At 67.2% G+C, this 14,588-nt stretch carries 13 protein-coding genes; all 13 read left to right on the plus strand.

The genetic code is table 11. The features are described from left to right. The first annotated feature begins 4 nt into the window (after window positions 1-4). The 13 genes from IAE56_RS01020 (at window position 5) to IAE56_RS01080 (ending at window position 14,339) form a co-directional block, all read left to right on the plus strand. Window positions 5-553 (plus strand): DUF2878 domain-containing protein, encoded by a 549-nt coding sequence (locus IAE56_RS01020; protein WP_200751119.1) that lies wholly within the window; start codon window positions 5-7, stop codon window positions 551-553. Further along, window positions 550-1,341, plus strand: coding sequence for a DUF1295 domain-containing protein (locus tag IAE56_RS01025; protein ID WP_200751120.1), 792 nt, complete (start codon window positions 550-552; stop codon window positions 1,339-1,341). The genes IAE56_RS01020 and IAE56_RS01025 overlap by 4 nt, the downstream gene beginning before the upstream one ends. Beyond that, window positions 1,338-2,411 (plus strand): class I SAM-dependent methyltransferase, encoded by a 1,074-nt coding sequence (locus IAE56_RS01030; protein WP_200751121.1) that lies wholly within the window; start codon window positions 1,338-1,340, stop codon window positions 2,409-2,411. Before IAE56_RS01025 ends, IAE56_RS01030 begins: the two co-directional genes overlap by 4 nt. 13 nt (window positions 2,412-2,424) lie before the next feature. Then, window positions 2,425-2,958 (plus strand): lipocalin family protein, encoded by a 534-nt coding sequence (locus IAE56_RS01035; RefSeq protein WP_200751122.1) that lies wholly within the window; start codon window positions 2,425-2,427, stop codon window positions 2,956-2,958. A 115-nt stretch (window positions 2,959-3,073) separates the two neighbouring features. Further along, the gene (locus IAE56_RS01040) at window positions 3,074-4,213 is read left to right on the plus strand and encodes an SPFH domain-containing protein (RefSeq protein WP_200751123.1); all 1,140 of its coding nucleotides are present in this window, start codon (window positions 3,074-3,076) and stop codon (window positions 4,211-4,213) included. 20 nt (window positions 4,214-4,233) lie between these two features. After that, complete coding sequence (locus IAE56_RS01045) at window positions 4,234-5,586, plus strand: TFIIB-type zinc ribbon-containing protein (protein WP_200751124.1); 1,353 nt, start codon at window positions 4,234-4,236, stop codon at window positions 5,584-5,586. Next, window positions 5,583-5,843, plus strand: coding sequence for a hypothetical protein (locus IAE56_RS01050; protein WP_116862384.1), 261 nt, complete (start codon window positions 5,583-5,585; stop codon window positions 5,841-5,843). The genes IAE56_RS01045 and IAE56_RS01050 overlap by 4 nt, the downstream gene beginning before the upstream one ends. 103 nt (window positions 5,844-5,946) lie before the next feature. Then, window positions 5,947-8,742, plus strand: a complete 2,796-nt coding sequence (locus tag IAE56_RS01055; protein WP_325167151.1) for a PAS domain-containing protein — start codon at window positions 5,947-5,949, stop codon at window positions 8,740-8,742. Between the two features lie 219 nt (window positions 8,743-8,961). After that, window positions 8,962-9,609: an aldehyde dehydrogenase iron-sulfur subunit PaoA gene (paoA, locus tag IAE56_RS01060; protein WP_108768970.1), complete on the plus strand. Its 648-nt coding sequence runs from the start codon at window positions 8,962-8,964 to the stop codon at window positions 9,607-9,609. Then, window positions 9,606-10,562, plus strand: coding sequence for a xanthine dehydrogenase family protein subunit M (locus tag IAE56_RS01065; RefSeq protein ID WP_200751125.1), 957 nt, complete (start codon window positions 9,606-9,608; stop codon window positions 10,560-10,562). Before paoA ends, IAE56_RS01065 begins: the two co-directional genes overlap by 4 nt. Beyond that, the gene (gene paoC, locus IAE56_RS01070; RefSeq protein ID WP_200751126.1) at window positions 10,559-12,760 is read left to right on the plus strand and encodes an aldehyde oxidoreductase molybdenum-binding subunit PaoC; all 2,202 of its coding nucleotides are present in this window, start codon (window positions 10,559-10,561) and stop codon (window positions 12,758-12,760) included. Before IAE56_RS01065 ends, paoC begins: the two co-directional genes overlap by 4 nt. Further along, entirely contained in the window at window positions 12,757-13,746 is a 990-nt protein-coding gene (locus tag IAE56_RS01075; RefSeq protein ID WP_200751127.1) for an XdhC/CoxI family protein, read from the plus strand. Before paoC ends, IAE56_RS01075 begins: the two co-directional genes overlap by 4 nt. Next, window positions 13,713-14,339, plus strand: a complete 627-nt coding sequence (locus IAE56_RS01080) for a nucleotidyltransferase family protein (protein ID WP_267912546.1) — start codon at window positions 13,713-13,715, stop codon at window positions 14,337-14,339. The genes IAE56_RS01075 and IAE56_RS01080 overlap by 34 nt, the downstream gene beginning before the upstream one ends. The last annotated feature ends 249 nt before the right edge of the window (window positions 14,340-14,588 follow it).

A 14,588-nucleotide genomic window follows, 5' to 3' on the forward strand; every position in this document is an offset into this window, starting at 1 on the left:
TTATATGAAACGGACCTGGGCCAACCTGATCGGCAACCAGCTGGTCTGGCTGTGCGCGGTGGCTGGCGCGGGCCGGGGCTGGCAATGGCCGGCACTGCTGGCCGCAGCGCTGTATGTCGCCAGCCAGCTGCTGACCAGCCCGGTGCCGCGCATTGACCTGCGCCTGCTGCTGCTCGCCCTCGCCTGCGCCTGGCTGGTGGATGGCATCGCCGCCGCCAGCGGCACCGTGCGCTATGCCGCCGCGCCGCTGGGCTGGGCACCGCCGCCGTGGATCATGGCGCTGTGGGCGGCGTTCGCGATGACCCTGACCAGCTCGATGACCTTCCTGCAGCGGCACCGCCTGCTGCCGGTGCTGTTCGGCCTGCTGCTGGCACCGCTGGCCTATCTGTCGGCGGCGCGTGGCTTCCAGGCCGTGCAGTTTTACGCACCCGTGTGGCAGGGCGTCCTGCTGCTGGGGGTGGGCTGGAGCATCGCCCTGCCGCTGCTGTGCGCGCTGGCACGCCGAGGCACTGACAAGGCAACCGCACACACAGACAAAGGAGTACGCGCATGAACCTGCTCGGCTGGGTGCTGCTCTACGCAGTGCTGGTGATGTGCTGGGGCTGGGTCTGGCAGCGCCGCCACCGCAACATCGGCGTGGTCGACGTGCTGTGGGCCAAGGGCGTGGCCGCGGGTGCACTGCTGCTGGCCTGGCTGGGTGACGGCGGCCTGCAGCCGCGCATCGCCTTGGCAGTGCTTGGCGGCCTGTGGGGCAGCCGGCTGGCCCTGCATCTGTGGCACCGCGTGCGCAGTGAAGACGAGGACGGTCGCTACCGCTATCTGCGCGAACACTGGAACGGTCACCAGGGAAAAATCTTCGGCTTCTTCATGGCCCAGGCGCTGCTGGTGGTGCTGTTCGCCCTGCCGTTCCTCGCTGTTGCGCGCAACCCGGCCACCGACCATGCCGGCTGGATCGCCGCCGCCGTGGCGGTATGGCTGCTCAGCGTCGGTGGCGAAGCCGTGGCCGACCGCCAACTCGCACGCTTCCGCGCCGACCCCGCCAACAAGGGCCGGACCTGCCGGCAGGGGCTGTGGCGCTACTCGCGCCATCCCAACTATTTCTTCGAGTGGCTGCACTGGTTCACCTACGTGCTGCTGGCCGTCGGCTCACCGCTGTGGTGGCTGGCGTGGTCGGGACCGGTGGTGATGTACCTGTTCCTGCGCTACCTCAGCGGCGTTCCCTTCACCGAAAAACAGGCTTTGCGCAGCCGCGGCGAAGACTACCGTGAGTATCAGCGCAGCACCCCGATGTTCTTCCCGTGGTTCCCCCGCACCTCCCCTTCCAAGGACCGCCAGCCATGAACGCCACCACCACGCTGTACCCACCCGTCGAGATCGAAGGCGGCCTGACCGGCTGGGCCGAGCGCGGCTGGATCCCGGACGCGGCCCTGCGTGCAGGCATCCGTCGCCTGTGCGCGCAGCGCCTGCAGGAAGAGGACGAAGGCGGCCAGGAAGCACAGTCGGTGCGGTTCCAGCGCCGCATCGCCGAACTGGCCGGCAGCCCGCTGGCCCTGCACGTCGATGCCGCGAACCGCCAGCACTACGAGGTGCCGGCCGCATTCTTCCAGGCCTGCCTGGGCAAGCGCCTGAAGTACAGCAGCTGCTACTATCGCACCGGTCACGAGACGCTGGACCAGGCCGAAGAGGCGATGCTGGAGCTGTATTCGCAGCGCGCCGAGCTGCGCGATGGCCAGGATATCCTCGAACTCGGCTGCGGCTGGGGTTCGCTCACCCTGTGGATGGCAGAGCGTTACCCGAATGCACGCATCACCGCGGTCTCCAATTCAAACAGCCAGCGCGAGCACATCATGGGCCAGTGCCAGGCACGTGGCCTGCGCAACGTTGAGGTCCTCACCCGCGACGTGAACCAGCTGGAGCTGCCGAGCGCGCGTTTCGACCGTTGCGTGTCGGTGGAGATGTTCGAGCACGTGCGCAACTACCAGCAGCTGCTTCAGCGCATTTCTGGCTGGCTGCGGCCGGACGGCGCGCTGTTCGTGCACATCTTCGCCCACCGCACACTGATGTACCCGTTCGAGACCGAAGGTGATGACAACTGGATGGGGCGGCACTTCTTCACCGGTGGCCTGATGCCGGCCGCCGACACCCTCCTGCATTTCCAGCAGCACATGCAGCTGGACCAGCGCTGGCTGCTGGACGGCACGCACTACCAGCGCACCGCCAACCACTGGCTGGACAACCAGGACGCGGCCCGTGCGCAGCTGATGCCGATCCTGCAGGCGACCTACGGCGAGGCCGCCGCGCGCATCTGGTGGCAGCGCTGGCGCATGTTCTGGATGGCCTGCGCCGAGCTGTTCGGCTATGACCAAGGCCAGCAGTGGCTGGTCGCCCACTACCTGTTCCGCCCCCGCTGAAGGAGCCACGGCCATGCGTATGCCCCCCTTGTTCACCCTGCTGACATTGGCCCTGTTCGGCACAGGCTGCAGCAGCCAGGACACCCGGCCACTGCCACGCGAAGCGTCGGTGGACGTGCCTCGCTTCATGGGCGACTGGTACGTGATCGCCCACATTCCCTCCCGGCCGGAGCGCGAGGCTTTTGACGCCGTCGAGAGCTATTCCCTGCGGCCGGATGGCCGCATCCAGACCACTTTCACCTACCGTAAGGGCAGCTTCCAGGCGCCATACAAGAGCATGCACCCGGTCGGCCGGGTGGAAGAGGAAGGCGCCGGCGCGGTGTGGGGCATGCAGTTCATCTGGCCGATCCAGGCCGAGTACATCATCGCCTGGCTGGACGACGACTATCAGCAGACGATCGTCGGCCGCAGCAAGCGCGACTATGTCTGGTACATGGCGCGCACGCCGCAGGTGTCACCGCAGGAGTATCAGGCTGCGGTCGAGCGCATCGCCGCGATGGGCTATGACACCTCGAAGCTGAGGAAGGTTCCGCAGTCCGTGCGTTGATCCCGCCATATGAATGGGCACCACCGGTACCGGTGGCGAGGCACCGCCCCGCTCCTCTATAGTCAGCCGGGCACGACAGGCACGGTGCCTGTCCGGTAACCACAGGGAGCAGGTCATGGGTCTGGTACAGGCGGTCAAGGGTGCAGTGGGCGGTGTTCTGGCCGACCAGTGGAAAGACTTCTACACCGTGCCGACGGGCCTGCCGTCGACCGCGGCCCTGTTCGCGGCCGTGCCGCAGGGCACCAATGCCGGCCGTGGCTCGAACACCAGCGGCTCGTCCAACATCATCAGCAACGGCTCGAAGATCGTCGTGCCCGAAGGCTACGGCCTGCTGCTGTTCCAGGACGGCGCGATCACTGCCTTCGTCGCCGAGCCGGGTGGCTACGAGTGGCGCTCGGACGACCTCAACTCGCAGTCGATCTTCGCCGGTGACGGCCTGGTCAGCACCTTCATCAAGCAGAGCTGGGAACGCTTCAAGTTCGGCGGCCAGCCGGGTTCGCAGCAGGCCGCCTTCTTCGTCTCGCTGAAGGAACTGCCGGACAACCGCTTCGGCACCCAGTCGGAAATCTACTGGGACGATGCCTTCCTCAACACCCAGGTCGGCGCGGTCACCCGTGGTTCGTACACGCTGAAGATCGTCGACCCGATCCTGTTCGTGAAGAACTTCCTGCCGGCCAGCTACCTGCGCCCGGGCCAGGTGTTCGACTTCACCGACATGGACAATGCCGCCGCCACCCAGCTGTTCAATGAAGTGGTGGGTTCGCTGGCACCGGCCTTCAGCCTGTACAGCAACGACCCGTCGAAGGGCAACCGCATCACCAAGCTGCAGCAGGATTCGATCGGCTTCGCGCAGAGCCTGTCGGCGGCCGTCGAGCAGGCCTACCAGTGGAAGTCCGACCGTGGCCTGGCCATCGTCAAGACCGCCATCGTCTCGATCGAATACGACGCCAACACCCGTGAACTGCTGAAGACCGTGCAGCGCGCCGATGCGCTGTCCGGCTCGCGCGGCAATTCCAACCTGCAGGCCAGCGTGGCCCAGGGCATCCAGTCGGCCGGCGAGAACGGCGGCGCGGCGGGCCTGGTCGGCGTCGGCATGGCCTCGGGCATGTTCGGTGCGGGCAGCCTGCAGCAGCCGACCGCGCCGGCCGCCGATGATCCGGTGGCCAAGCTGAAGAAGGCCAAGGAAATGCTCGACCTGGGCCTAATCACCCAGGGCGACTACGACGCGCTGAAGGCCAAGGCGCTGGGCCTGTAAGCCGGCGGACGCGCAGACCCATGTCCGACCCCAGAAACGGTCCTCCGCCGCTGCCCCAGGCCGCCCCCGCTTCGCCCCCGCCCTTGCCGGCGGCGAAGCTGGATGGTCCGGGTTCGCCGCAGGACGTCCCGCCCCTGCCTGGCAGCTTCCCGCTGGATACCAGCACCCTGCCGCAGGCCATCCGTGATGAGGTCGAGGCGCCCGATCCGCTGGCCATCGACACCTCGGCCAGCGAACTGAAGGACGGCCTGAACCGCTGCCCGAAGTGTGGCAGCACCGACATCCGCCCCAGGCTCGGCACCGACGTCCTGGTCTGCCTGTACTGCCGTCACGAATGGCATGGCGCGCGGGTGGAGGAGGAATTCGGGTTGGGCGAAGCGCTGGACCAGCTGCAGGGCACGGTCATCGCCTCCGGTGCACGCGACATCGACGCCGACACCTCGGCGCTGATGACGTTCAAGTGTGGCGGCTGTGGTGCCGAGGTCACGGTCAACACCGAAAGCACGATGACCGCGCGCTGCCACTGGTGCCGCCACGTGTTCGGCGTCAACGAACAGATCAGCAACGGCGCCGTGCCCGATGCCGTGTTGCCCTTCCACATCAAGAAGGACGATGCGGTTGCGCGCATCCGCCAGTTCGTCGGCAAGCGCCGGATGTTCGCGCTGAAGGCCTTCAAGGACCAGTTCACCCCGGAAAACGTGGTGGGCGTGTACCTGCCCTACATGATCGTGGACAGCAATGTCAGCGCAGCCGTCGCCGGCAAGGGCGAGATCAAGACCCGCGAGTACACCAGGGGCACCGAGAAAAACAAGCAGACCTACTACGACGCGGACATCTACCAGGTCGAGCGCCAGGTCGAATTCACCGTCGACGACCTGCCGCTGGAATCCTCGGCCGAGCGCGGCAACCTCGACACGCGCACCAATACCAACAACATCATCAACACCATCCTGCCGTTCGATACCAAGAACGCGGTGAAGTGGAACGCGTCCTACCTGGCTGGCTTCACCTCCGAGAAGCGCAACGTGGATGTGGAGAAGCTGCGCCCGCGGCTGGAAGACCAGCTGCTGTCGATCGCCCGCGCGCAGGTGGAAGCCAGCGTGCGCCGCTACGACCGCGGCGTGCGGTGGGAGCAGGAACAGCTGGACGTGCACGGCAGCCGCTGGGTGTCGATGTACCTGCCGGTCTGGCTGTACTCCTACCACCAGCCCGGCGCCAATGGCGGCATGCTGCACTACATCGCGGTGAATGGCCGTACCGGTGAAACCATGGGCAGCGTGCCGGTGCAGCAGTGGAAGATGCTGCTGGCCGCCCTGGCGACCGGCACGGTCATCGAAGCCCTCGCAATTGCCTTCCTGGTGGCGACAACATGAGTGACGACAGTGGTCTCTGGTTGCTGGCGGCCGGCCCGGCCGGTGCTACGGCGCTGTACTGGGCGCTGTACCGCTATTACCGCAACACCGACAAATCGCATTCGTTCGAACACGAAACCGCGATCGACGCCAAGCCGGTCACCGGCTCGGACCGTCGCGTCGATTCGATCACCGGTACGCAGGAACGCCGCGTGCGTGGTGACAACGTGTACGAGTACCGCAAACGGGTGATGCGGGTGAAGCCCGGTGGCGATTGACACGGCACCACGCTGCCGTGACGCGGCGGTGATCTAGACTGAAGGCCCATGTTCTGCCTGCCCTTGCCTGGGGCGGGCAACGCCCCGCCGTTCGAGATCGACCGTGAACCAGCCTCCCGTTCCCCAGCCGCAAGCCGCCCATGCCTCCGACAGCGTGAACATGGCGCTGGCAGCCGGTGCCATCGTCGGCACCTGGTTCTGGGATGTGCCGAACGACCAGCTGACCGTCGATGAAGCCCTGGCCCGCGCGTTCGGGCTCGACCCGGCGCTTGCGCAGCGCAAGCTGCAGCTGCACGAGGTGCTGGGCACGGTGCACCCCGATGACCTGGCCGGGCTGACCTCGGCCATCGAGCATGCCGTGCGGCACGGCGGCCGCTTCGCGCATCAGTACCGCACGCGCGGCGCCGATGGCGGTTACCACTGGCTGGAAAGCATCGGCCGCGTCGACCTGGACGAGAACGGCCGGGCACTGCGCTTCCCTGGCGTCCTGATCGACATCGACGAACGGCTGCGGGTGCAGGCCGAGCGTGACCAGGCCCAGGCCCTGCTGCGCTCCTTTGTTGAGGCCGCGCCGGGCGTGATGTATGCCAAGGATCGCCAGGGCCGCCTGCTGATGGGCAACAGCGGCACAACGGCACTGATCGGGCGCCCCCCGGCGGAGTATCTCGGGCGGACCGATGCCGAGCTGTTGGCCAACCCCGCTCAGGCTGCAGCGGTGATGATTACCGACGAGCGGGTAATGTCCAGCGGCCGCAGCGAGCAGTTGGAAGAAGAAGTCAGCTTTCCAGACGGCCGCCGGGCCTGGTGGCTGTCGACCAAGGCGCCGCTGCGCAACGATGCTGGCGAAGTGATCGGCCTGGTCGGCACCTCGCTGGACATCACCGACCGCAAGTCGGCCGAGGCCGAGCGTCTCGACATCGAGGAACGCTATCGACTGGCCGCACAGGCCACAAACGATGCGATCTGGGACTGGCGCATGGTCGACGGGCACGTCGTCTGGAACGAGGCGCTGTCCAGCCTGTTCGGTCACCCGGTGAAGGAGACCAGCGCGCAGTGGTGGCTCGACCACATCCATCCCGAAGACCGCGAGCGCATCGATCGCAACATCCACGCCGTCATCGACGGCGACGGCATCACCTGGACCGGCGAGTATCGCTTCCGTCGCGCAGATGGCAGCTATGCCGCCGTGCTTGATCGTGGTGCGGTGCTGCGCGACGTTGATGGCCGCCCGCAGCGGATGATCGGCGCCATGCTCGACCTGTCCGGACGCAAGGCGGCCGAAGCAGCGCTGGCCGAGGGTGAGGAGCGCCTGCGCCTGGCCACGGAAGCAGGCGAGCTTGGGTTATGGGACCTGGACCTGGTGCAGAAAGTCCTGCTCTGGCCCGCGCGCATGAAGGCGATGTTCGGCATCTCCCCCGACGCGGAGGTGGACATCGAGGATTTCCGCAACGGCCTGCATCCGGACGATCGTGCCGCGACGCTGGCAGCACTCGATGCATCTGCCGATCCACAGCGGCGCGCCAACTACGATGTGGAGTACCGTACCGTCGGCAAGGAAGATGGCGTGGTGCGCTGGGTCGCGGCCAAGGGCCGGGGCATCTTCGAGGCCGGGCGCTGCGTACGCCTGCTGGGCGTGGCCATCGATATCACCGCACGCAAGGCGGCCGACGAGCGCCTCCGCGAGTTGAACGAGCAGCTGGAAGCGCGGGTGCGTGCCGAAGTGGCGGAGCGCATGCGGGTGGAGGACGCGCTGCGGCAGAGCCGCAAGATGGAAGCCGTCGGCCAGCTCAGCGGCGGCATCGCGCACGACTTTAACAACATGCTGGCCACGGTGATCGGCCCGCTGGACCTGCTGGCGCTGCGTATCGGCAACAGTGATGCACGCGCGGTGCGCTACATCGAGATGGCCCTGGACGGTGCCCAGCGTGCCGCCCAGCTGACCCAGCGGCTGCTGGCCTTCTCACGCCAGCAGCCGCTGCAGCCGGTTGCCCTGGACGTGAACCATCTGGTGGCCGGCATGACCGATCTGCTGGTGCATTCGCTCGGCAGCAGCGTCATCCTCGAAACCGTGCTGGGTGGCGGCCAGTGGTGGACGCACGCCGATGCCAACCAGCTGGAGAACGTGATCCTCAATCTGGCGGTGAACGCGCGCGATGCCATGCCGGGCGGCGGTCGCCTGACGCTGCAGACCAGCAACTGCCCGATCGGCCTGGCCAGCGTGGCCGAGCACGGCGGCGTCCCCACCGGCGATTACGTGCGCATCGCCGTGACCGACACCGGCGGCGGCATGGCGCCCGAGGTGATGGCACGCGCGTTCGATCCGTTCTTCACCACCAAGCCGGTCGGCCAGGGCACCGGCCTGGGCCTGTCGCAGGTCTATGGCTTCGTGCAGCAGTCCAACGGGCACGTCCGCCTGCAGTCCGCACCCGGCACGGGCACCACCGTCATCATCTACCTGCCGCGCCTGCTGGCCGAGGTGGACGCCCTGCCGCCGGCCAAGGCCGATGTGGCGCCGCTGTTCGGCGGTGGCGCCGAGCAGATCCTGGTGGTGGACGATGACGCAGCGGTACGCGCGTTCTCGGTCGATGCGCTGTCCGAACTCGGCTACCGCGTGCTGTCGGCCGATGGCGCTGCCAGCGCCCTGCCCCTGCTGCAGGCCCACCCCGGCATCGCGCTGCTGTTCACCGACGTGGTGATGCCCGGGGTCAACGGCCGCCAGCTCGCCGACAAGGCCCTGGCGCGGCATCCGCACCTGAAGGTCCTGTTCGCCACCGGCAACAGCCGCAATGCCCTGGTCGACGACGGCGTGCTGGACGCGCATGTGCAGCTGATCGGCAAGCCATTCACCATCAGCGAACTCGCCACGCGCGTCCGCGCCGTCCTCTCCGCGGAACGCTGAGCCTGAGTGCTTCCCGGCGGGCAGCGAAGGCAGCATCGCCACCGCACCGCGGATCAGGGCCAGCATGCCGAGCTCGAACTCGGCCTGCGCGGCCGCCGGTTCGAACCCGCGTCGCAACAGACTGAATGGGCGGCCGTGAGGGACTTCACCACCTGCCTACCGCAGCACAGCCATGCTGACACGTAATCCCGTCAGCCGACTGCAGCCAGCGGAGTCACGATGAATCCCCCTTCCAAGCTTCCGCTCACGCGGCGCGACATGCTCAAGCTCAGTGCGGGCTCGGCCACCACCATGGCCATGCCCGCCGCTGTCGCTGCCGCCGCCGAGCCCGACCGCTCCTCCGCACGCGCCCCGGTCACCACGCAGGTGACCTTCAAAGTGAACGGTGCAAGCCGCTCACTGCTGCTCGACACCCGGGTCACCCTGCTGGATGCGCTGCGTGAGCACCTGCAGCTGACGGGCACAAAAAAGGGCTGCGACCATGGGCAGTGCGGTGCCTGCACCGTCCTGCTGGACGGCCGTCGCATCAATGCGTGCTTGACCCTGGCGGTGATGCATGAAGGCGCCAGCATTACCACCATCGAGGGCATGGGATCACCTGGCAACCTCAGCGACATGCAGGCCGCCTTCGTCAAGCATGATGGTTTCCAGTGCGGTTACTGCACGCCGGGCCAGATCTGCTCGGCCGTGGCGGTGCTCGACGAAATCCAGCGGGATGTCCCCAGCCACGCCACTGCGCGCCTGGACGAGCCTGCGGCACTGACACCTGAAGAGATCCGCGAACGGATGAGCGGCAATATCTGCCGCTGCGGCGCCTACTCCAACATCATCGAAGCGATCCAGGATGCAGCGGGGAAGCGCTCATGAGGGCTTTCACCTATGAACGCCCTGCCAGCGCGGCCGATGCCATTGCCGCCGCCACGCGCGCACCGGGCGCACGCTTCATCGCAGGGGGCACCAACCTGCTCGACCTGATGAAGCTGGAAGTGGAAACGCCGTCGCATCTGATCGATGTGAACGGGCTGGGCATGGACGGCATCGAAGCGACGGCCGACGGCGGCGTCCGGATCGGTGCACTCGTGAGCAATACCGATCTGGCCGCAGACGCCCGCGTCCGTCGCGACTACGCCTTGCTGACCCGGGCGCTGGTGTCGGGTGCCTCCGGACAGCTGCGCAACAAGGCAACCACGGCAGGCAATCTCCTGCAGCGCACGCGCTGCCCCTACTTCTACGATACGGCCCAGGCCTGCAACAAGCGCCTGCCGGCCAGCGGGTGTGCCGCAGTTGAAGGCGCAAGCCGGCAGCTGGCGATTATCGGCGGCAGCGCAGACTGCATCGCCACGCATCCCAGCGACATGGCAGTGGCCATGATGGCCCTGGGCGCATCGGTGGAAACACTGCGTGCCGACGGCACGCGGCGGCTCATTGCGCTGGATGCCCTGTACCGCCCGCCGGGAGCAACGCCACACCTTGAGACCACGCTGCTGCGAGGCGAGCTGATCCAGGCTGTGATCCTGCCACCCCCGGCAGGTGGCACCCATGTCTATCGGAAAGTGCGTGACCGCGCCTCCTATGCGTTTGCGCTTGTTTCGGTTGCTGCCATCGTGCAGGCCGATGGCAGCGGGCGCATCGCCCTTGGCGGCGTGGCCTACAAGCCATGGCGCAGCGACGCCGCCGACGCCGCGCTGCCGCAGGGCGCTTCGGCCGTCATCTCGACGCTGTTGCAGGGTGCGTCACCCACCGGCCAGAACCACTTCAAGGCGGTACTGGCCGAACGCACGCTGGCATCCATCCTGCAGGATCTGAGGGCGCGCGCATGAAGTTCACTACGCCTGCTGGCACCAATCCCATCGATGCAAGGAAGGTCGTCGGACAACCGCACCCCCGAATCGACGGTCCATTGAAGGTTTCAGGAAAGGCGACCTACGCCTACGAGTGGCATGACGCGCTACCGGAAACGCCGGCTTACGGCGTGGTCGTCGGCGCAGGGATCGCCACCGGAACCGTCGCGTCACTGGATCTTGAGCCCGCTCGCCGCTCGCCAGGTGTCCTGGCCATCGTCACTGCCGACACTGCCGGGCCGCTGCAGCGCGTGAAGCGCAACGCTGCGCCACTGCTCGGTGGCCCGACGATCAGCCACTACCATCAGGCGCTGGCGGTGGTGGTGGCCGAGACCTTCGAGCAGGCACGCGCGGCGGCCGCCAGGATCCGCGTGCGCTACGCGCCCCGGCACGGTTCATTCGACCTGGCTGCGGCCCGCAAGGATGAGGCGTCACTGAAGGCGCCCGAACCCGATGCCCGGGTGGGCGATTTCGAAAAGGCGTTCCAGCAGGCCGACATCACCCTCGACGCGACGTACCACACCCCTGACCAGTCACACGCCATGATGGAGCCGCATGCAACGCTGGCGGCCTGGGACGGTGACCACCTGACCGTGTGGACATCCAACCAGATGATCGACTGGGGCCGGACCGACCTGGCCAGGACGCTGGGCATACCGAAGGACAATGTACGACTGGTATCGCCTTACATTGGCGGGGGCTTCGGCGGAAAGCTGTTCCTGCGCTCCGATGCCCTGCTTGCAGCGCTCGCGGCACGTGCGGCGAAGCGCCCGGTGAAGGTGGCGCTGCAACGCCCGCTGGTCGCCAACAACACGACTCACCGACCCGCCACCATCCAGCGCATCCGGCTGGGCGCATCCCCGAACGGAACGTTGACCGCCATCGGACACGAATCCTGGTCAGGCAACCTCGCGGGCGGCTCGCCCGAGGAAGCCGTGCAGCAGACCCGTTTCCTGTATGCCGGCGCGCATCGGCTGGCCGCCCTGCGATTGGCTGCGTTGGATCTTCCCGAAGGCAACGCGATGCGCGCACCTGGCGAGACGCCCGGGCTGATGGCCCTGGAAATCGCCATGGATGAGATGGCTGAGAAGGTCGGGCTGGATCCGATCGAGTTCCGCATCCGCAACGATACGCAGGTCGACCCCAGCGATCCGTCTCGTCCGTTTTCGCAGCGACAACTGGTGCAGTGCCTGCAATCCGGCGCCTCGCGCTTTGGCTGGGAGCGTCGCAGCGCCGTCCCGGCCGCCAATCGCGATGGACGATGGCTGGTCGGCATGGGTGTGGCAGCGGGCTTCCGCAACAACCTGGTGATGAAGTCCGGCGCGCGCGTGCGCCTGGCCACTGATGGGCACGTGACCGTCGAGACCGACATGACCGATATCGGCACCGGCAGCTACACCATCATCGGCCAGACCGCCGCCGAAATGCTGGGCGTTCCCCTCGAGCAGGTCACGGTGAAGCTGGGCGACTCGCGCTATCCGGTTGCCGCCGGCTCCGGCGGACAGTGGGGTGCCAACAGTTCTACTGCAGGCGTCTACGCGGCCTGCATGGCATTGCGGACCAAGGTCGCCAGCGCGCTGGGGATGGATGCTGCCGTGGCACGGTTTGAAGACGGCCATGTCATCGATGGGCAACGACGCGCTGCCCTGACAGAGGCAACTGGCAGCGGGGAAATGGTTGCCGAGGACAGCATCGAGTTCGACACCCTGCAGGAGAAGTACCAGCAATCGACCTTCGCCGCGCATTTCGTGGAGGTCGGCGTTGATGTCGCGACGGGCGAAACGCGCATCCGGCGGATGCTGGCCGTCTGCGCTGCGGGACGCATCCTGAATCCCACGACGGCGCGCAGCCAGGTCATAGGCGCGATGACGATGGGCATCGGTGCTGCGCTGTCGGAGGAACTGGTCGTCGACCCGCGCCTGGGCTTCTTCGTCAACCATGATCTGGCAGGCTACGAGGTTCCGGTGCATGCCGATGTGCCCCACCAGGAGGTGGTGTTCCTCGACGAGGCCGATGCCGTGTCATCGCCCATGAAAGCCAAGGGCGTCGGCGAGCTGGGCTTGTGTGGTGTCAGTGCCGCCATCGCCAACGCCGTCTACAACGCAACCGGCGTACGGGTCAGGAATTACCCGCTGACGCTGGACAAGCTGCTGGCAGGCCTGCCAGACCTCGCATGACGACGTCGTTCTTTCCCGCACCGCTGGACCTTGAAACGGGCAATGCGCGGCCCGCCCTGCGTGCTGCTGCCGATGCCGCACGCAATCGCTCTCCGGCGGTGCTGGCCATCGTGGTGCAGACCGAAGGATCAACCTACAGCCGTGCGGGGACCTGCGTGTTGTTTGCCGGCGACGAACAGATCGGCTGGCTCAGTGGCGGCTGCCTTGAGCCGGAGCTCGCACGTGCGGCCTGCAGAGTCGCAGCGGAAGGGCAGCTCTGCTGGGTAAAGATTGATACCCGCGATGATGCTGCGCTGTTTTCCGGCAACGCCGTGGGCTGCCGCGGCTGCCAGTGGATCGCGCTGCTGCCGTTGCACGAGTTGCCGGGCCTGGCAGACTGCCTGGATGTCTGGCTGCAGGGCCGTGACACCCTGCGCCTGTCCCTGGCGACCAAGGGTCTTGTTGAAGGTCGCTGCGCCGGATCTTCGTTCCGCACCCAACTGCCGGTGCTCAAGAGCGACGAGGCCATCGAGACCAGCGCATGGCGCCTGCAATGGCACCGGCCACCGCTGGTGCAGCTGCATGGCGCCGGACCTGAGGCCTTGACGCTGGTGCCAATGCTGGAACATCAAGGCTGGCTCATACAGATCGTGGAGCCGCGAAGGGCGTGGCAGGCGCGCCTGCCAGCACTGCAGCAGACGAACGAGGAACAAGCAGACCGCCAGGTGGATGCGGCACTGGTCATGCACCACAACTTCGAGCTGGACCTGGATGCGTTGCGATTGCTTGCCCGATCAAGGATTCCTTTCATCGGATTGCTGGGCCCTCGCCAGCGCAGGGAGGATCTGTTCAAGCTGCTGGACGCAGGTACGCGCGTCGCGCTTGAGCCCCGGCTGCGCTCACCCATCGGCCTGGCACTGGGCGGACGGGGGCCCGAGGCAATCGCCCTGAGCATCACCGCCCAGCTGCAGGCATGGCGCCATGGCAGCGCACTGGGCAGTACGTGAGCGGGCACGCTGCCGTGGTGCTCGCCGCCGGAATGAGCCGTCGGCTGGGCCGACCCAAGCAGTGGCTTCAGGTCAATGGCGAATCACTGCTGCGGCGTGCAGCGCGGCTGGCGTCTGAGACAGATCCGGACGTGCTGATCGTACTGACGCCGCAGGGCCCTGCCTTCGGTCCGGAGCTGGCCGGACTACGTGCCGTCCAGGTGCAGAATCCCACGCCCGGGCTGGGGGTCGGCAGCAGCCTCCTGCTGGCAGCGCCGCACCTCGGCACCGCCCGCCAGGTGCTGGTCCTGGTCTGCGACCAACCGCGCCTCCATGCAGCACATCTTCGTGCCCTGCTCGACGCCGCCGCCAGCACGCCGTGCCATTGCGCTGCCACGCTGGAAGGCGGGGTGCCGGGCTCGCCGGCCGTTGTCCCCGCCGCGTGGTTCAACGACCTGCCGCAGAGCGGCAGCGAACACGGTTTCGGTGGCCGCCTGCGGCAGACCCCGGGCGTCGCCCTCTGTGCCAGCGACGTATGCCTCCGTGACATCGACAACCCGGACGATCTGCGCGCCGCATCTGCCGCCGGGTGGATCGACACGCCGCCGCAATGACGACCGGTACCGCCGGTCCATGCCCGGCGAGCGCAGCGGCACCTGAAGGCCTTCGCCAGGCACGGCCTGGCGCTACCAAGGCTGCGTCGATCTCTTCACTACCGTCGCAATGATGATCGGTAGCGCCGGGCCATGCCCGGCGAGCGCAGCGGCACCTGATGGCATTCGCCAGGCATGGCCTGGCGCTACCACAGCTGCGTCGATCCCTTCACTACCGCCGCAATGATGATCGGTAGCGCCGGGCCAGCC

The organism is Stenotrophomonas sp. S41, from assembly GCF_016624625.1.
Taxonomy (GTDB): Bacteria; Pseudomonadota; Gammaproteobacteria; order Xanthomonadales; family Xanthomonadaceae; genus Stenotrophomonas.